Source organism: Aurantimonas litoralis (genome assembly GCF_026153195.1).
In the GTDB taxonomy this organism is placed as follows: domain Bacteria; phylum Pseudomonadota; class Alphaproteobacteria; order Rhizobiales; family Rhizobiaceae; genus Aurantimonas; species Aurantimonas coralicida.
Window position 1 is genome coordinate 212046 of the sequence record NZ_JAPFBM010000003.1, and the last position, 17158, is coordinate 229203.

Genomic DNA, 17158 nt, shown 5'->3' on the forward strand with positions numbered 1-17158 from the left:
CGCAACATGCAGGAAACGTGGCGCTGGTTCGGGCCGCAGGATCGCATCCAGCTATCGGAAATCCGCCAGACCGGCGCCCGGGGCATCGTCAATGCGCTGCACGAGATCCCCTATGGCGAGGTCTGGACGGTCGAGGCGATCACCGCGCGAAAGGCGCTGATTGCCGAAGATCCGGCACTTGGCCTGGAGTGGCGGGTCGTGGAAAGCCTGCCGGTGCACGAACGCATCAAGCTGGGCGACGGCGATCTGGAGCCGCTGTTCGAGACCTATCGCCATTCGCTGCGCAATCTCGCCGCCTGCGGGATCCACACCGTCTGCTACAATTTCATGCCGCTGCTCGACTGGACGCGCACCGAACTGGCCGCCCCGGTGGTGGGCGGCGGCACCAGCCTGCGCTTCAACATGCACGAATATGTCGCCTTCGACGTGTTCATGCTGGAGCGCGAGGGCGCGGCCGACGACGTCGCGCCGGAGACGCTGGCGCGCGCGAAAGCCTGGTACGAGGCCTCCACGCCGGCCGATCGCGAGCGGCTGCTGACCGCCATCAATGCCGGCTTGCCGGGCGCCTATGCGCGCTACGACGTCGCCGGCCTGCGCGAGATTCTCGGCCGCTATGCCGGCATCACGCGCGACGACGTGCGAGCCAATTACCGGCGTTTCCTCGAGGCGGTGGTGCCGGTGGCCGAAGAGGCCGGCATGCGGCTTTGCGTCCATCCCGACGATCCGCCGCGACCGCTCTTCGGCCTGCCGCGGGTGGTCTCCAACGCCGAGGACATCGCCTTCGTGCTCGAGGCCGTGCCGTCGCCGGCCAACGGCCTGACGCTGTGCTCGGGCTCGCTCGGCGCCAATCCGGCCAACGACGTGCCGGCCATCGCCGCGCGCTTTGCCGACAAGATCCGTTTCGCCCATCTCAGAAACGTCGCCAAGGATGCCGACGGCTCCTTCGAGGAGGCCGATCATCTGGCCGGCGACACCGACATGGTGGCGCTCGTGCGTGTTCTGATGGCCGAGGAGCGCCGTCGCCGGGCCGAGGGCCGGGCCGACGCGGAAATCCCGATGCGACCCGATCACGGCCACGAGCTTCTGTCCGACATCGGCCGCGGCACCCATCCGGGCTATCCGGTCATCGGCCGCATGCGCGGCCTGGCAGAACTGCGCGGCGTCATGGCGGCGGTGGCGACCCTCGACGGCGATGCGGCCCCCCATCGGGTGCCGGCATGAGCGCGGCGACCCGCAGGCGCATCGTCTCCATCGGCGAATGCATGGTGGAGCTGTCCTCGGCCGGCGAGGGGCTCTATCGCAAGGGCTTTGCCGGCGACACCTTCAACACCGCCTGGTATCTGCGGCGCGGGCTCGGCGAGGGCTGGGACGTCGCCTATCACACGACGCTCGGCACCGACACGACATCGGACGAGATGCTGGCCTTCTTCACCGAGGCGGGGCTTGCGACCGATCTCGTCCGCCGGATCCCCGAGCGGATGCCCGGCCTTTACATGATCCATCTGGACGGCGCCGAACGCAGCTTTTCCTACTGGCGCGACAGCGCCGCGGCGAAGCTGCTGGCGGCCGACCCGGCGCAGCTGGACGCGGCCGCTTCGAGCGGTGATGCCTTCTATTTCTCCGGCATCACCCTGGCCATCCTGTCGGCCGACGATCGCCAGCGCCTGCTCGACATGCTCGGCGCGGCCCGCGCTGCCGGCAAGCTGGTCGCCTTCGACCCGAATATCCGGCCGCGCCTGTGGCCGGAGCCGGATGTGATGCGGGCGGCGATGGAGGCGGGCGCAGCCGTCGCCAGCCTCTGCCTGCCGAGCTTCCCCGACGAGGTCGCGGCCTTCGGCGACGCCTCGCCCGAGGCGACCGCCAGGCGGTATCTGGCCTGCGGCACCGGCGAAGTGGTGGTCAAGGACGGCTCCGACCCGGCGCTGGTGGCGACGGAGGGCGGCTTCGAAACCGTAGCCGCGCGCAAGGTCGCCGACGTCATCGACACGACGGGGGCGGGCGACAGCTTCAATGCCGGCTATCTCGCCGCGCGCCTCGACGGTGCCGAACCGCGGCAGGCGGCCGAGCGCGGTCACGCGCTGGCCGGCGAGGTCGTTCGCCACTACGGCGCCCTGATCCGTTAACGCGGCCGAAACCCTGTCGGCGAATGGGGTTTCCACCCGCATCTGACGCATCGTAAGGTGCCTGGACCCGCTCCGTCGGCCGGTTCGGGCGAAGGGAGCCTTGCGATGATCCGCCTTGTCCGTTCGATCAGAACCTCCACCCTGCCGGCGCTGACCCTCAGTCTGCTTCTCGGCGTTCTGGCGGTCCCCGCGATGGCGCAGGATGCCGCGGCGCCTTCGCCTGCCAATCTTCTGCCGGCACCCGTCATGCCGGTCCCGCCGCTTCTGGACAGGCAGCAGGTGGACCGGGCGGTCGATCGCCTCGACGCGGTCGTCGAGGGCGTGATGGAGACGACCGGCGTGCCGGGCGTCGCGGTCGCGGTGGTCTACCGGGACGAGGTCCTCTTCGCCAAGGGCTTCGGCCTGCGCGAAGTCGGCCAGCCTGAGCCGGTGGATACCGACACGGTCTTCCTGCTTGCCTCGCTGTCGAAGCCGATCGCCTCGACCCTCGTCGCCGGGCTCGTCGGTGACGGCCGGTTGAAATGGGACCAGCCGGTGCGCGGCTACGATCCGTCCTTCGCTCTCTCCGATCCTTATGTCAGCGACCATGCGACCTTCGCCGATCTGATGTCGCATCGTTCGGGGCTGGCGACGGGGGCGGGGGACCTTCTCGAAGATCTCGGTTTCGACCGGGAGACGATCCTGACGCGGATCGATCAGCAGCCCCTGGACCCGTTCCGCTCGACCTATCACTACTCCAATCTCGGCTATACCGCCGGTGCGGTCGCCGCGGCGAAAGCCGCCGGCCAACCCTTCGAGGCGCTCGCCACGGAGCGGCTGTTTCAGCCGCTCGGCATGACCCGCACGAGCTATCGCAACGCGGACTATGCCGGCCATGACAACCGGGCGAAGATCCATGTGCGGGCCGGCGCGCCGGACGAGGGGCGCTGGGAGGCACGCTACGAACGCGTGGCGGACGCCGAGGCACCGGCCGGCGGCGCGAGCGCCTCGGTCTCGGATATGGCCCGCTTCCTGCGCCTGCAGCTCGGCAAGGGGCGTTTCGAGGGCACCACCCTGATCAATGAAAGCGCCCTGGCGACGACCCATCAGCCGTATATGCCCAATCGCCTGCCGGCCGATCCGGCCATCCGCGCCGGCTTCTACGGGCTGGGCTGGAACGTCGGTACCGACGATCAGGGCCGGGTGACGCTCGGCCATTCCGGCGCCTTCAACCTCGGCACCGCGACGGCGATCTCGCTGCTTCCCGGCGAGGAACTCGGCATCGTCGTCCTCACCAATGGCGAGCCGATCGGCGTGCCGGAAACGATCTGCGCGAGCTTCATGGATATCGTTCAGAACGGCGAGCAGACCGTCGACTGGCTGGGCTTCATCGGCGGCATCTTCGCGCAGCAGCGCGCTGGCGAGCTCGAGGCGGCGGAGGTGCCGCCGGCACCTGCCAATGCGGCCGCGCCCCGCGATCTTGCGACCTATGCCGGCAGCTACGAGAACAGCTATTTCGGCGCGCTGCGTGTCGAGGCGGAGGGCGACGCCCTGTCGATGACGCTTGGCCCCACGCAGGCGCCGACGCGTTTCGCCCTCGACGCCTATGACGGCGACGTCTTCACCTTCGAGACGATCGGCGAGAACGCCACCGGGCCGTCGCTCGCGCGGTTCCGCACGGGCGACGATGGCCGCGTCGTGGACGTCACGCTGGATTACTACGACCGGGCGGGTCTGGGGACCTTCATCCTGGACTGAGCCGGTGGATGCGCGGCGCTCATGCTCTGCGCCGCGGATCGAGGATCGCGTAGGGGCGGCGGCGCCGTAGCGGCCGCCCGCAAACGGTCCTGCCTACATGGTCGCGCCGATCTGCCAGGGCACGAATTCGTAGTCGCCGAGACCCTGCGCCTCGGATTTCGACATCTCTCCCGAGGCGACGCGCAGCAGCAATTCGTAGATCTCGCGGCCGGCGGCCTCGATCGACAACCCCTCGGAGACGATCCGACCGCAATCGACGTCCATGTCCTCGGACATCTTGCGATACATCTCGGTGTTGGTGGCGATCTTGATCGAGGGCGAGGGCTTGAAGCCGGCGGCCGAACCGCGACCGGTGGTGAAGGCCACGAGGTTGCAGCCCGAGGCGATCTGGCCGGTCACCGAAGCCGGGTCGTAGCCGGGCGAATCCATGAAGACGAAGCCGCGCGTATTGACCGGCTCGCCGTAGCGGAAGACCCCGTTGAGCGGCGTCGTGCCGCCCTTGGCCGCCGCGCCCAGCGACTTTTCCAGGATGGTGGTCAGGCCACCCTTCTTGTTGCCGGGCGACGGGTTGTTGTCCATCGAGCCCTTGTTGCGGGCGGTGTAGTCCTCCCACCACTCGATCAGCTTGACCAGCTTGCGGCCGGTCTTCTCGTCCTTCGCGCGGCGGGTCAGAAGATGTTCGGCCCCGTAGATCTCCGGCGTTTCGGCAAGGACGCCCGTGCCGCCCTGGGCGACCAGCAGGTCGCAGGCATAGCCGAGCGCCGGATTGGCGGTGATGCCCGACCAGGCATCGGAGCCGCCGCACTGGAGCGCCACCATCAGTTCGGAGGCGGGGCAGGGCTCGCGGCGCGCCTCGTTGGCGATGGGCAGCATGGCGCGGACCCGCTCGACGCCGATCTCGACCGTGCGGCGCAGGCCCGCCACGTCCTGGATGTTCATGGCGTGGAACATCGGGCCCTTCTCGATCCCGAAGGCTTCCAGCAGCCAGTCGATCTGGTTCACCTCGCAGCCGAGGCCGACCATCAGCACGCCGGCTACGTTGGGATGGCGGGCATAGCCCCACATGATCCGCTGCAGCGCCTCGAAGCCCTCGCCATCGCCGCCCATGCCGCAGCCGGTGCCGTGGACGAAGGCGGTGACGCCGTCGACATTGGGATAGGCCGCCAGCTCCTCCGGCCCGAAGGCCTCGGCGATCTTGCGGGCCGCCGTCGCCGAGCAGTTGACGGAGGTGATCACCGCGATGGTGTTGCGGGTGCCGACGCGGCCGTCCTTGCGGCGATAGCCCATGAAGGTGTCGCGCTGGTCCTCGGGCACCATGGCGACCGGGCGCAGGTCGGTCGAGAAATCGTAATTGTGGGCGGTGCCGCGGAACTCGACATTCTGGGTGTGGACGTGGCTTCCGGGCGCGATGTCCTCGGCGGCGTAGCCGATGATCTGCGCATATTTGATCACCGGCGTTCCGGCGGGAATGGCCCGGGTGGCGATCTTGTGGCCGCGCGGGACCAGTCCGAGCGTCGTCGTCTCCTCGACCGCGGCGCCGGTTTCCAGCGCCTTCAGCGCCGTGACCACGTTGTCCGAAGGGTCGAGGCGCACCGTATTCGTCGACATGTCTGAACTATCCTCTGTCTCGACCGATCGCACCGACCGGATACCTCGCCGCGCCGCTGCCCGCCTCATTTTGCGTCGCCGCCCTTGCGGCAGCGATCGTCAAGAACGACGATGGGGCCATTGCGCTGTGGGATGCAATCAATATGATCGCCTGAAAACAGTGTATACATTGGGGAGGAACAAGATGAAATACACACAGCATGTACTGGCCCTTTCGGCCGCGACTGCCATTGCGCTCACCGCGCAGCCGGCCTTCGCCCAGACGGCGCTGAAATTCGCCCATGTCTACGAGTCCAGCGAGCCGTATCATACCTGCGCGGTGGAGGCGTCGGACAAGCTGAAGGCGGCGACGGAGGATCGCTATTCCTTCGAGGTGTTCCCGGCGTCCTCGCTCGGCAAGGAAGTCGACATCAACGAAGGCCTCGGCCTCGGCACCGTCGACGTGATCTATACCGGCCAGCTCTTCGCCGGCCGCGCCTACGGCCCGATCGCCATCGGCGGAGCGCCCTTCATGTTCCGCGGCTACGACCACTGGGACGCGTTCCGCAACTCCGATCTCTTCAAGGAACTGGCGGCCGGCTACAACGAGGCGACCGGCAACCACGTCGTCGCCACCACCTATTACGGCCAGCGGCACGTGACGGCGAACAAGCCGATCAACACGCCGGCTGACATGGAGGGCATGAAGATCCGGGTGCCGAATGCCCCGCTCTACATGATGTTCCCGAAGGCGGTGAACGCCAATCCGACCCCGATCGCCTTCGCCGAGGTCTATCTGGCCCTGCAGCAGGGCACGGTGGACGGCCAGGAGAACCCGCTTCCGACCATCCAGGCCAAGAAGTTCTACGAGGTGCAGACGGACATCTCGCTGACCGCTCACATCAACGACGCGCTCCTGACCATCGTCGGCGGCCCGACCTGGGACCAGATGGACGAGGCCGACCGGACGGCGCTCTCCGACGTGCTCAAGGAAACCGCCGATTGCGCCACCACGCAGGTGCGCGAGAACGAGGCCAAGCTCGCCGAGTGGTTCCGCGAGCAGGGCGTCAACGTCCACGAGGTCGACATCACGCCGTTCCGCGAGGCGACGATGAAGCTGCATAACGGTCCCGACGCGACCTGGGACCAGGAGACCTACGACCGCCTCCAGGCGATCGAATAGTCTCCTTCCCCTCGGAAGTCTCGCCGGGCGCGCTCAGCGCGCCCGGCCTGTCTCCTCGTTCCGGATGCGGTCATGGCGTCACCTGAAATCGAACCCGGCCCGGAAGCGGGCGTGCAGCCGCTGGAGCCGAACCCCTTCGCCGACCAGCCCGTCGATCTGTCCGATCTGCGCTGGAGCGACGGCGTCGTCTTCGGCGTCTTCTGGCTCCTAGCCTTCGTGGTCTTCCTGCAGTTCTTCACGCGCTACGTGCTCAACAATTCCCTCGGCTGGACCGAGGAGATCGCGCGCTTCCTTCTGATCGCGGTCACCTTCATCGGCGCGATCATGGCGGCCCGCAAGGAAAGCCACATCGCGGTCGAGCTGTTCTATCGCTACCTGCCGCGGCGGGGCCGCTTCGTGGCGCAGATCACCGTCGATGTCATCACGCTGGTCTTTTACGGCGCCATGGGCTGGTTCTGCGTCCAGCTTGCCGGCCGCACGCATCAGAAGATGGTCTCGATCGACGTGCCGAAATCCTCCGTCTACTGGGGCGTTTCGGTCTGCTTCGCGCTGATGACCGTCTATGCGCTCGTCGCCCTGATCCGCCATTGGCGCAGCGGCACCAGCCGGCTGATCGACCCGGAACGCTTCGCGCTGACGGGCACCGGCCTTTGATGCCCAGGCGCGCCGCTGCCTCCCATTCCTTCGCATGCGACACCGGGCCGGTGCGCCCGGCCGGTCGCGGCCTTACCTGTTGTTCGGGGTTTCCATGCTGCTGACGATGCTGTTCGTGCTGCTTCTGGGGATGATCATCCTCGGCGTGCCGGTCGCCATCGCGCTGGCGGGCTCCTCGGCGATCTTCATCCTGGTCGAGGGCCGGGTGCCCGACGTCGTGGTCATCCATCGCATGATCAACGGCGTCGATTCCTTCCCGCTGCTGGCGATCCCGTTCTTCATCCTCGCCGGCAACCTGATGAATGCCGCGGGCATCACCGAGCGGATCTTCGACTTCGCCAAGGCGATCTTCGGCTGGATGCGCGGCGGCCTCGGCCATGTGAATGTCGGCGCCTCGGTGATCTTCGCCGGCATGTCGGGCGCAGCGGTGGCCGATGCCGGCGGCCTCGGCGCCATCGAGATCAAGGCGATGCGCGACGCCAATTACGAGCCGGGCTTCGCGGTCGGCATCACCGCCGCGTCCTCGACCATCGGGCCGATCATTCCGCCATCCCTGCCGATGGTGATCTACGGCGTCGTCGCCGGCGCCTCGATCGGCCAGCTCTTCGCCGCGGGCTTCATTCCGGGCCTGCTGATGGCGGTCTCGCTGATGGCGATGATCGCTATCTATGCCCGCCGCCGCAATTATCCGGTCGACCAGCCGTTCAAGCTGTCGATCCTCGGCTTCACCTTCAAGCGCGCCTTCCTGTCGCTGATGACCCCGGTGATCATCGTCGGCGGCATCCTGACCGGCGCCTTCACGCCGACGGAAGCGGCGATCGCGGCCTGCGCCTGGGCGCTGATCCTCGGCCTCGTGGTCTATCGCACGCTGACGCTGAAGCGGTTCCTGCGGGTCTCCTTCGACACGATCGAGACCACCGCCGTCGTCCTGTTCATCGTCGCCGCGGCCTCGATCTTCGCCTGGATCCTGACCTCCAACCGGGCGCCGGAGCAGTTCGCCGCGCTGATCCTGACGATCTCGGACAATCCGTGGGTCGTCCTGCTTTTGATCAATTTGATCCTGCTGATCGTCGGCTGCTTCATGGAGACGGTGGCGGCGATCACCATCCTGACGCCGGTGCTGCTGCCGATCGCCATGCAGATGGGCGTCGATCCGGTGCATTTCGGGGTGATCATGGTGCTCAACCTGATGATCGGCCTGTTGACCCCGCCGATCGGCATGGTGCTCTACGTCCTGTCGCGGGTGTCGGGCATTCCGTTCGAGCGCTGCATGTCGGCGACGGCGCCCTTCCTGGTGCCGCTCTTCGTGGTGCTGTTCCTGATCACCTTCATCCCGGCCCTGACCATGTGGCTGCCGACGCTGATCTATCGCTGAGGCAGGCGTCACCCGGCAGCGGCCGCGAGACAACGTCGCAGACACCGGAAAACGGCCGGACTTCAAACGATTTGAAGCCTTTCCGCGCCGTTTCGTCTCTGGTGTTTTGCAGCGCACGCTTTATGTTGCGAACGATTCCAGAAAGGCACCGGATACATCCTCATGGTCGAACTTGCCCTCCCGAAGAACTCCACCATCAATCCCGGCAAGGTGTGGGACAAGCCGGCGGGCGCGACGAATGTGCGCGAGTTCAAGATCTATCGCTGGTCGCCGGACGACGAGGAAAACCCGCGGACCGACACCTATTACGTCGACACCGACGATTGCGGCCCGATGGTTCTCGACGCGCTGTTGTGGATCAAGAACAAGGTCGACTCGACGCTGTCGCTGCGCCGCTCCTGCCGCGAGGGCATCTGCGGCTCCTGCGCCATGAACATCGACGGCTCCAACACGCTGGCCTGCACCAAGGGCATGGACGAGATCCGCGGCGCCGTGAAGGTCTATCCGCTGCCGCACATGCCGGTGATCAAGGACCTGATCCCCGATCTGACGGTGCCCTACACCCAGCTGCGCTCGATCGAGCCGTGGCTGAAGACCGATACGCCCGAGCCCGAGCGCGAATGGCGCCAGAGCCATGAGGACCGCGAGAAGCTCGACGGCCTCTACGAGTGCATCCTGTGCTTCTGCTGCCAGACCTCGTGCCCGTCCTATTGGTGGAATGGCGACCGCTATCTCGGCCCGGCCGTGCTGTTGCAGGCCTATCGCTGGCTGATCGATTCCCGTGACGAGGCGACCGGCGAGCGGCTCGACGACCTGGAAGATCCGTTCAAGCTCTATCGCTGCCACACCATCATGAACTGCACCCAGTCCTGCCCGAAGGGACTGAACCCGGCCAAGGCGATCGCCGAGATCCGCAAGATGATGATCGAACGCCGGGTCTGACCCGGCGGCAGGCGCGGCGATTCGGCAACACCGGCTGGCGGAATCGCCTGCCGGTGTCATTCCCGCACACGCCGCCCCGTTTGCCGACACATTTCGTGACCACGACAGCGCCATGAGCACGTTGTCGATCCGCGGCCGTTTGCCGGCCCTTGCCACCCTTCTGTCCGTCGCCGTCCTGTCCGGCTGTGTCGGCGCACCGGAGATCGAGGAGGTGGTGTCGCCCCTCAGCTACGGTCCGAGCCAGGAATGCCTCGCCCGGGCGATGTTCTTCGAATCCAACCGCTCCAGCCGCGAGGGCATGCTCGCCGTCGGCACCGTGGTGATGAACCGCGTCGGCTCGCCGAGCTATCCCGATTCCGTTTGCGACGTGGTTGCCCAGCCCAAGCAGTTCGCGCCCGGCGTGATGACCCGCGACATGGGGGCCGGCAAGGAACTGGCGATGCAGACCGCCCATGAGGTCCTGTCGGGCAAGCGCCACGCTGCTGTCGGCGATGCCAAGTTCTTCCACACGGCGGGCCTGAGCTTCCGCTACGGCAACATGCACTACAAGGTGATTGCCGGCGGCAACGCCTTCTACCAGAAGGTTTCGCGCGACCAGCGCAGCGCCGGCTTCCGCATGGCGTCCCAGGCGGAGGTCCGCAAGAAGGGCGCCGCTGCGGCCATCGACGAGGTCCGCACCGCCGCCGTCGCGCCGAGCCCGAAACAGGACACGTCCGCGCCGGCCGGTCTGGCGACGGCCACCGCCATGGCGCCGCGCAAGACCACCGGTGACGAGGCCAATCCGTTCCTGACGCTCTGGCAGGGCCTGACCGAACAACCGGCCCGCGCCGACAGCGGCAAGGGCGGGCGCGTTCGTGCGGCGGAAGCCGCCGCGCCGACGCCGGATGCCGCCGATACGGCCACGCTCGACGCCCGCATGCAGGCCTTGCCCGGCGTCCAGACGGCCACCACCGACTGAGTTCGGCCGGCGCGGGGCTCTGCGGAGGCCGCAATCCCCCTCGATTCCGCTGGCATGCGATCGTCCGGCCCGCGTGATGGCGGCATTGCGGTCGGCATGGCAACCATGGCTTCCTATATGGCGGGCGAGACCGAAGCCGGGACGGGCATCGGTCACAGCCAAGCCGGCAGGAGCCGATGACCGAGACCGTTTCCGCCGCCGATCCGCTCCCGGACCGGATCGGCCCGATCCTCTATGCACGCGGCGGCGATGGCCGGCGCGACCATCTTGCCGCGATCCTCGTCCTGGACGAGGCGGCCGCGGCGCCCGACCTGTTTGCTGCGGGCGAGGCGACGCAGCCGATTGCGCTGGCCACAAGGTTCGGCCGCACGGTCTGGCGCTACGATTTCTCGCTGCCAGCCGGCACCGCCAGCTCCTACCGCATCGACGAGACCGACTATGCCGTCGTCAGCCCCGACGGCGGCGCGGCGCGCATCGCCTATGTCTCCTGCAATGGCCAGGAGAACGGGGATCTCACGCGCGACATCGCCGAGCGCGACGCCATGTGGACCCGGCTCACCGCCGAGCACGACCGCGCGCCGTTCTCCCTGATGCTGCAGGGCGGCGACCAGCTCTATGCCGACGACGTCCTGGCCTGTCATCCGGATGTGCGCCGCTGGACCACGCTGAAGCCCGACGAGCGCGGGACCGTCCCGCTGACCGAGGAGGCGCGCGCGGCGATCCGGCGCTTCTATTTCGAGCGCTATCTGATCAGCTTTGCCCGGCCCGCCATGGGCGCGATGTCGGCCCATGTGCCGTCCGTGTCGATGTGGGACGACCACGACATCATCGACGGCTGGGGCAGCCATCCGACAGCGCTGCTGGACAGTCCCGTCGGGCGCGGTCTGTTCGAGGCGGCGCGCGAAATGTTCCTGATCTTCCAGCTGGCGGCGGACGAGGCCGATCTGCCGGCGATCGCGCTGGACCGGCAGGCGCGCAGCCTGGGCGTTGCGGTGCGCTATCCGGGCCTGACGATCCTCGCGCCGGACCTGCGCAGCGAACGCCGTCCCGACAGGGTGATGGGGCCGGTCGGATGGAAGAGCTTCGAAACGGCGCTGGAAACGACGCCGGAGCCGGACCGGATCGTGCTCATGTCCAGCGTGCCGGTGCTCGGGCCGCGCCTGAGCTGGGCGGAGCTGGTCGCCGGCATCGTGCCGCGGGTCGCCAAGCTGTCCGACGATCTGCGCGACCAGTGGCAGAGCCGGGCACATCGGCGCGAATGGATCCGCTGTCTGCAATGCCTGGCCGATCGCGCCGAGCGGGCCGTTGGCGGGCTCGTGGTCGTCTCCGGCGAAATCCACCTGGCGACGCGCGGCGAGATGCGGCTTCTGAACGGGAGTGTGATGCACCAGCTCGTCGCGTCCGGCATTTCCCATCCGGCGCCCGGGCCGGCCTATCCGTTTGCGCTCGGCCTTCTCGCGCGGGTCGGCGAGAGCCCGCTGCGCGGCCGGAAAATCCGCTTGCGGCCGCTGCCCTCGCGCCGCGCGACCTATACGAGCGAGCGCAACTACCTCGTCCTGTCGCAGGACGGCATGGACTGGCAGGCCGAATGGGAACTCGAAGACAGCGGCCGGACCCCGAAGCTGGCAGTCTGACCGGTTAAGGCGACATCGGCGCGAATGCGACATCGCTGTCGCATTCAGTACAGGGCTCGGACGGAAATTCCTCGTTTGGGCTCAGGACGATACGCCAGGGCCCGAAAAGTTCCGCTGTCGTAGAAAGACCCTATTGCTGCCAGAGTCCGTCCTTTTTCTCGTCACAGGAATTGACGAAGGAAGCGGCGTCGCAAACGTCGCATCTCAAGGACATGCCAAGAATGAAGTTTCTGCCGAAGGCCGCTCTCGCGGCCGCGCTTTTCGCCGGAACGATGGTCGGTTCGTACTCCGCCGCAATCACTCCGGTCGTAGCCGAAACGAAGTCCGCGGCCTCGGGTTCCGCCTCTTATTACGGAAAGCGCTTTCATGGTCGCCGCACGGCGAACGGCGAAAGCTTCAACATGAATTCCATGACGGCGGCTCACAAGACGCTGCCCTTCGGCACCAAGGTGCGCGTCACCAACCGTCGCAACGGCAAGTCCGTCGTCGTGCGCATCAACGACCGCGGCCCGTATCATGGCGGCCGGATCATCGACCTGTCGCGCGCCGCGGCATCGAAGATCGGCATGATCCATTCGGGCACCGCCAAGGTCAGCCTCGACATCCTCTAGGGTCTCGGCTTTGCCGCCGCATGACGGGGCGCTGGCCGCCCGCATGTGACACATCTCGTCCGACGGCGCCGCTTGCGCCGCGGACCGCCCGCGACACGCATCGCGGGCTCTGGCTCGGGCTTTACCCCTGACCACCTCCCGGTCGTCCCGGCCCGCGGCGCATCGCCTGCATCGCCGCCGCGATGTCCCGATCGGCCGCTGCCGATCCTGCTTCCCGTCTTCCTTCTCTCTGCCTCTTCGTGTCTCGCGCCGGTGTTCGGTAACGACCGCTGCAACCGCTGTTGACACCCCCACGGGGACTGCTACCGTCCGCTCGTCCAAGGGGAGTTCCGGCAAGGAACTGAGAGGCCGACGGCTGCCGATCATCGGCGAAGCGCGCGGCGACCCTACGAACCTGATCCAGTTCATACTGGCGTAGGGATGGGAAAGCCGCCGACCTCTCCGGCCCGCAATGCGGGCCAAGCCCCCGACAACAGGGGCGATCCGACAGGCCGACGAGAGTTTTCGATCACCGAAAGCAGAACTGGATCTCCGACGCGAGCGCGACTGGAGAACCAAGATGAATGCCGTGACACCCACCGTCACCGCCGGCCCGCTGCCGGCCTCCCGCAAGATCTACCTGGCCGGAACGGCCTTTCCCGACATCCGCGTGCCGATGCGCGCGATCACCGTGCACCCGACCGCGGGCGAGCCCGACGTCATCGTCTACGATCCGTCCGGCCCCTATACCGACAGCCAGGTCGAGACCGACATCGCCAAGGGCCTGCCGCGCATCCGCGAGAGCTGGATCGCGGCCCGCGGCGACACCGAATTCTACGAGGGCCGCGCGGTGCAGCCCGAGGACAACGGCAATCTGCCGGCCGAGAAGCTGACGCCGGAATTTCCGGTTCGCAACGCACCGCGCCGGGCGACGGGCGGGCGCGCCGTGACCCAGTACGAATATGCCCGCGCCGGCATCGTCACCGCCGAGATGGAATTCGTCGCGATCCGCGAAAATCTCGGGCGTGCCGAGGCCAAGCGCGCGCTGGAGCGCGACGGCGAGCCGTATTCGGCGGCGATCCCGGATTTCATCACCCCGGAATGGGTGCGCGACGAGGTCGCCTCCGGCCGCGCCATCATCCCGGCCAACATCAACCATCCGGAAGTCGAGCCGATGGCGATCGGCCGCAACTTCCTGGTCAAGATCAACGCCAATATCGGCAACTCCGCCGTCACCTCCTCGATGGCCGAGGAAGTGGAGAAGATGGTCTGGGCGATCCGCTGGGGCGCCGACACGGTGATGGACCTGTCCACCGGCCGCAACATCCACAACATCCGCGACTGGATCATCCGCAATGCGCCGGTGCCGATCGGCACGGTGCCGATCTACCAGGCGCTGGAGAAGGTGAACGGCATCGCCGAGGACCTGACCTGGGAGGTCTTCCGCGACACGCTGATCGAGCAGGCCGAGCAGGGCGTCGACTATTTCACCATCCATGCCGGGGTGCGGCTGTCCCATATTCCGCTGACGGTGGACCGCACTACGGGCATCGTGTCGCGCGGCGGCTCGATCATGGCGAAGTGGTGCCTGCACCACCATCGCGAGAGCTTTCTCTACGAGCATTTCGAGGAGATCGCCGATATCTGCCGGGCCTATGACGTGTCCTTCTCCATGGGCGACGGCCTGCGCCCCGGCTCGATCGCCGATGCCAACGACGCAGCGCAGTTCGCCGAGCTCGACACGCTGGGCGAGCTCACGAAGATCGCCTGGGCCAAGGGCTGCCAGGTGATGATCGAGGGGCCGGGCCATGTGCCGATGCACAAGGTGAAGGAGAATGTCGACCGCCAGATGCGGGTCTGCGGCGAGGCGCCGTTCTACACGCTCGGACCCTTGGTCACCGATATCGCGCCGGGCTACGACCACATCACCTCGGGCATCGGGGCGGCGATGATCGGCTGGTTCGGCACGGCGATGCTCTGCTACGTCACCCCGAAGGAGCATCTGGGCCTGCCGGACCGCGACGACGTGAAGGTCGGCGTCGTCACCTACAAGATCGCGGCCCATGCCGCCGATCTCGCCAAGGGCCATCCGGCGGCGCAGCTGCGTGACGACGCGCTGAGCCGGGCGCGCTTCGAGTTTCGCTGGGAGGACCAGTTCAACCTTTCCCTCGACCCGGAGACGGCGCGCTCCTTCCACGACCAGACGCTGCCCAAGGAGGCGCACAAGGTGGCGCATTTCTGCTCCATGTGCGGTCCGAAATTCTGCTCCATGAAGATCTCCCACGACATCCGCGCCGAGGCGCAGAAGGAGGGCATGGAGAAGATGGCGCAGAAATATCGCGAAGGCGGCGATCTCTACATGCCCGCCGGCGACGTGCCGGCCGAGTAGGGCGCAGCGAAACGGAGGCGGCGGCGCGCTGCCGCCTCCCGTGTCCCCAAGGTGGAACGGGGCGGGCCTTCGGGTGGTTAGGCGTTCGACTGCATCAGGAGAACGCACCATGGCCGATCCGAAGGCCCCCAGACACGATCAAAAGCCCGCCGATGGCGGCGTCCTCGACAATGCGCTGCAGCGCACCGACAATTCCTTTGCCGGCAAAGAGCCCGACGAGCGGCTGATCGGCACCGATGTTCCGGACGACGAACAGGACGCCGAGGAAGACGAAGAAAGAGACTGACCGTCTCCTGCTCTGGCCGATCGGTCGCGCCGCGCAGCAATTGCCCGGACGCCCGATCGCCGCTAAAGCCGCGCCATGCGGAACGCTGACGACCTTCTGAGCGAACTCGACGCCTGGCACGATGCCGACCGGCGGATCGACATGTGGTGGCGGGACGACGATGCGATTGCCGCGACGCCGGCGCTCGAGGCGCTGGTCGCCGCCGCGCACCGCCATGCCGCACCGCTGGCGCTGGCGGTCATTCCGGCCGGTCTGGCGGACAGCCTGGTCGCCCATCGCGGCGATCCGCTCCTGACCGTCCTCCAGCATGGCCACGCCCACAGGAACCATGCCGCGCCCGGCGGACGCGCCGTGGAATGCGGCGGCGACCGGCCTTTGGCCGAGGTGCTGACGGAGTTCGACGAGGGGCGCAGCCGCCTGGCGGCGGCATTCGGCGACCGTTTCGTGCCGGTGATGGTGCCGCCCTGGAATCGGATCGAGCCGGCGGTGGCCGAGGCATTGCCGGCCATGGGCTATGCCGGCATCTCGGTGTTCGGGCCGCGGCAGACCGTCTCGCCACACGTGGCTTGCCGCCATGTGAACGCCCATCTCGATCTTCTCACCTGGAAGGGCGGCGCCCGTTTCGCCGGGCATGACAAGCTGGTCCGGCTGGCCGCCGAGCGCCTTGCCGACCGGCGGCTCGGGCGCAGCGATCCGGCCGAGCCCTTCGGCATCCTCACCCACCATCTCGACCACGACGCCGAGACCTGGGCGTTTCTCGACGAATTGCTGGCCCTTTTCGCCGCTCATCCGGCGGTCCGATGGCGTGACGCGGGGGCACTGTTCGCCGGCGCACCGACGGACGAACTGGTCCGATGAGCGCGATCGTGCGACCCGCACGAGCCGGCGACATCGCCGCGGTGGTCGAACTCCTGCACACCCACATGAACGCCAGGATCCCGCGCGAGCGCTGGGCCCGGCTGCTCGACTATCCCTGGCGGCCGGAGGGCGTCGAGCGCGGCTGGCTGGTGGAGGATGGCGGGCATATCGTCGGCTTCATGGGCACGATCTACAGCGACCGCATGATCGGCGGCCAGTTGCGGCGCTTCTGCGATCTGTCCTCCTGGTATCTCCTCGCCGATTATCGCGGCGACGGCACCGGCGACGATCTGCTGCGCTCGGGCATGGCGCAGCCCGGCGTCACCTACCAGACCATGACCGCCCGCCGGGCCACCGGCCGCAAGATCCGGGCACTGGGCTTTTCGGTGCTCGACGACAGCCGCAGCCTGTTCCGGCCGAGCGGGGCGCCGGGGCGTCTGCCGGTCCTGCGGGATACGGCGATCCGCGACCGGCTCGATCCGGCGCAGCGGACGGTCCTCGACGCCCATGCCGGCTTCGACCTGCACCATGCCTTCGTCGGCGATACGTGGCTGGTCTGGCAGCGCAAGCTGAAGGGCGAGGCGATCGCCTATCACGAGATCCTGCATGCCAGCGATCCGGCGTTCCTGTCGGCGCATGCGCAGGATATTGCCGACAGCATCGTGACCGGCGAGCGCGGCGTCCTCGCCATCGACACCCGCTTCATGACGCCCGGCAACGATCAAGGCACGGTGGAAACGATCAGGCTGCCGCGCTGGTATCGCCCGGCGGATGTCGCGCCCCGCGACGTCGACCATCTGCATTCGGAGGTGATCCTCCTCGACCAGAAGCTGCCCTGAGCA

The 17158-nt window shown here is 67.5% G+C and carries 15 protein-coding genes and 1 riboswitch; of the genes, 14 read left to right on the plus strand and 1 reads right to left on the minus strand.

Translation table 11 applies throughout. The annotated features are described in order from the left end of the window. Positions 1 to 6 precede the first annotated feature (6 nt). The 3 genes from uxuA (at position 7) to N7I30_RS08530 (ending at position 3860) form a co-directional block, all read left to right on the plus strand. Positions 7 to 1221 carry a mannonate dehydratase gene (gene uxuA / locus N7I30_RS08520; RefSeq protein WP_498638098.1) on the plus strand — a complete coding sequence of 405 codons (1215 nt, stop codon included), beginning with the start codon at positions 7 to 9 and terminating at the stop codon, positions 1219 to 1221. Beyond that, positions 1218 to 2123, plus strand: a complete 906-nt coding sequence (locus N7I30_RS08525; protein ID WP_498638099.1) for a sugar kinase — start codon at positions 1218 to 1220, stop codon at positions 2121 to 2123. Before uxuA ends, N7I30_RS08525 begins: the two co-directional genes overlap by 4 nt. Before the next feature lie 105 nt (positions 2124 to 2228). Further along, positions 2229 to 3860, plus strand: coding sequence for a serine hydrolase (locus tag N7I30_RS08530; RefSeq protein WP_498638101.1), 1632 nt, complete (start codon positions 2229 to 2231; stop codon positions 3858 to 3860). Between the two features lie 93 nt (positions 3861 to 3953). On the opposite strand, the gene N7I30_RS08535 is transcribed toward N7I30_RS08530, so the two are convergent. Then, positions 3954 to 5468 (minus strand): UxaA family hydrolase, encoded by a 1515-nt coding sequence (locus N7I30_RS08535; protein ID WP_498638103.1) that lies wholly within the window; start codon positions 5466 to 5468, stop codon positions 3954 to 3956. 184 nt (positions 5469 to 5652) lie between these two features. On the opposite strand from N7I30_RS08535, the gene N7I30_RS08540 reads away from it, so the two are divergent. From N7I30_RS08540 to N7I30_RS08590, 11 genes are all read left to right on the plus strand, one after another. Next, on the plus strand, positions 5653 to 6630 hold the full coding sequence (locus N7I30_RS08540) for a sialic acid TRAP transporter substrate-binding protein SiaP (RefSeq protein WP_187391655.1): 978 nt from the start codon (positions 5653 to 5655) through the stop codon (positions 6628 to 6630). 72 nt (positions 6631 to 6702) lie between these two features. Next, complete coding sequence (locus tag N7I30_RS08545) at positions 6703 to 7284, plus strand: TRAP transporter small permease (RefSeq protein WP_228240709.1); 582 nt, start codon at positions 6703 to 6705, stop codon at positions 7282 to 7284. Positions 7285 to 7378: 94 nt separating this feature from the next. Continuing rightward, positions 7379 to 8659, plus strand: coding sequence for a TRAP transporter large permease (locus tag N7I30_RS08550; protein ID WP_024351837.1), 1281 nt, complete (start codon positions 7379 to 7381; stop codon positions 8657 to 8659). 162 nt (positions 8660 to 8821) lie between these two features. Continuing rightward, positions 8822 to 9601, plus strand: coding sequence for a succinate dehydrogenase iron-sulfur subunit (locus N7I30_RS08555; protein WP_009207956.1), 780 nt, complete (start codon positions 8822 to 8824; stop codon positions 9599 to 9601). Positions 9602 to 9713: 112 nt separating this feature from the next. Then, positions 9714 to 10559, plus strand: coding sequence for a cell wall hydrolase (locus tag N7I30_RS08560; RefSeq protein WP_498638106.1), 846 nt, complete (start codon positions 9714 to 9716; stop codon positions 10557 to 10559). 176 nt (positions 10560 to 10735) lie between these two features. Further along, positions 10736 to 12193 carry an alkaline phosphatase D family protein gene (locus tag N7I30_RS08565; RefSeq protein ID WP_498638107.1) on the plus strand — a complete coding sequence of 486 codons (1458 nt, stop codon included), beginning with the start codon at positions 10736 to 10738 and terminating at the stop codon, positions 12191 to 12193. 221 nt (positions 12194 to 12414) lie between these two features. Then, a complete protein-coding gene (locus N7I30_RS08570; protein WP_050767383.1) occupies positions 12415 to 12804 on the plus strand; it encodes a septal ring lytic transglycosylase RlpA family protein in 390 nt (129 codons plus the stop codon). A 310-nt stretch (positions 12805 to 13114) separates the two neighbouring features. Beyond that, positions 13115 to 13242: riboswitch (TPP riboswitch) on the plus strand. A gap of 121 nt (positions 13243 to 13363) precedes the next feature. Continuing rightward, a complete protein-coding gene (gene thiC / locus N7I30_RS08575) occupies positions 13364 to 15172 on the plus strand; it encodes a phosphomethylpyrimidine synthase ThiC (RefSeq protein WP_498638110.1) in 1809 nt (602 codons plus the stop codon). Positions 15173 to 15281: 109 nt separating this feature from the next. Beyond that, entirely contained in the window at positions 15282 to 15458 is a 177-nt protein-coding gene (locus tag N7I30_RS08580; RefSeq protein ID WP_155898546.1) for a hypothetical protein, read from the plus strand. A gap of 75 nt (positions 15459 to 15533) precedes the next feature. Next, positions 15534 to 16316, plus strand: a complete 783-nt coding sequence (locus N7I30_RS08585; RefSeq protein WP_498638112.1) for a polysaccharide deacetylase family protein — start codon at positions 15534 to 15536, stop codon at positions 16314 to 16316. Beyond that, a complete protein-coding gene (locus N7I30_RS08590) occupies positions 16313 to 17155 on the plus strand; it encodes a GNAT family N-acetyltransferase (protein WP_498638114.1) in 843 nt (280 codons plus the stop codon). The genes N7I30_RS08585 and N7I30_RS08590 overlap by 4 nt, the downstream gene beginning before the upstream one ends. The last annotated feature ends 3 nt before the right edge of the window (positions 17156 to 17158 follow it).

Bases quoted from the DNA above. Each gene is read 5' to 3' on its own strand.
- uxuA (WP_498638098.1), top strand. From the start codon at position 7: ATGCAGGAAACGTGGCGCTGGTTCGGGCCGCAGGATCGCATCCAGCTA.
- N7I30_RS08525 (WP_498638099.1), top strand. From the start codon at position 1,218: ATGAGCGCGGCGACCCGCAGGCGCATCGTCTCCATCGGCGAATGCATG.
- N7I30_RS08530 (WP_498638101.1), top strand. From the start codon at position 2,229: ATGATCCGCCTTGTCCGTTCGATCAGAACCTCCACCCTGCCGGCGCTG.
- N7I30_RS08535 (WP_498638103.1), bottom strand. From the start codon at position 5,468: ATGTCGACGAATACGGTGCGCCTCGACCCTTCGGACAACGTGGTCACG.
- N7I30_RS08540 (WP_187391655.1), top strand. From the start codon at position 5,653: ATGAAATACACACAGCATGTACTGGCCCTTTCGGCCGCGACTGCCATT.
- N7I30_RS08545 (WP_228240709.1), top strand. From the start codon at position 6,703: ATGGCGTCACCTGAAATCGAACCCGGCCCGGAAGCGGGCGTGCAGCCG.
- N7I30_RS08550 (WP_024351837.1), top strand. From the start codon at position 7,379: ATGCTGCTGACGATGCTGTTCGTGCTGCTTCTGGGGATGATCATCCTC.
- N7I30_RS08555 (WP_009207956.1), top strand. From the start codon at position 8,822: ATGGTCGAACTTGCCCTCCCGAAGAACTCCACCATCAATCCCGGCAAG.
- N7I30_RS08560 (WP_498638106.1), top strand. From the start codon at position 9,714: ATGAGCACGTTGTCGATCCGCGGCCGTTTGCCGGCCCTTGCCACCCTT.
- N7I30_RS08565 (WP_498638107.1), top strand. From the start codon at position 10,736: ATGACCGAGACCGTTTCCGCCGCCGATCCGCTCCCGGACCGGATCGGC.
- N7I30_RS08570 (WP_050767383.1), top strand. From the start codon at position 12,415: ATGAAGTTTCTGCCGAAGGCCGCTCTCGCGGCCGCGCTTTTCGCCGGA.
- thiC (WP_498638110.1), top strand. From the start codon at position 13,364: ATGAATGCCGTGACACCCACCGTCACCGCCGGCCCGCTGCCGGCCTCC.
- N7I30_RS08580 (WP_155898546.1), top strand. From the start codon at position 15,282: ATGGCCGATCCGAAGGCCCCCAGACACGATCAAAAGCCCGCCGATGGC.
- N7I30_RS08585 (WP_498638112.1), top strand. From the start codon at position 15,534: ATGCGGAACGCTGACGACCTTCTGAGCGAACTCGACGCCTGGCACGAT.
- N7I30_RS08590 (WP_498638114.1), top strand. From the start codon at position 16,313: ATGAGCGCGATCGTGCGACCCGCACGAGCCGGCGACATCGCCGCGGTG.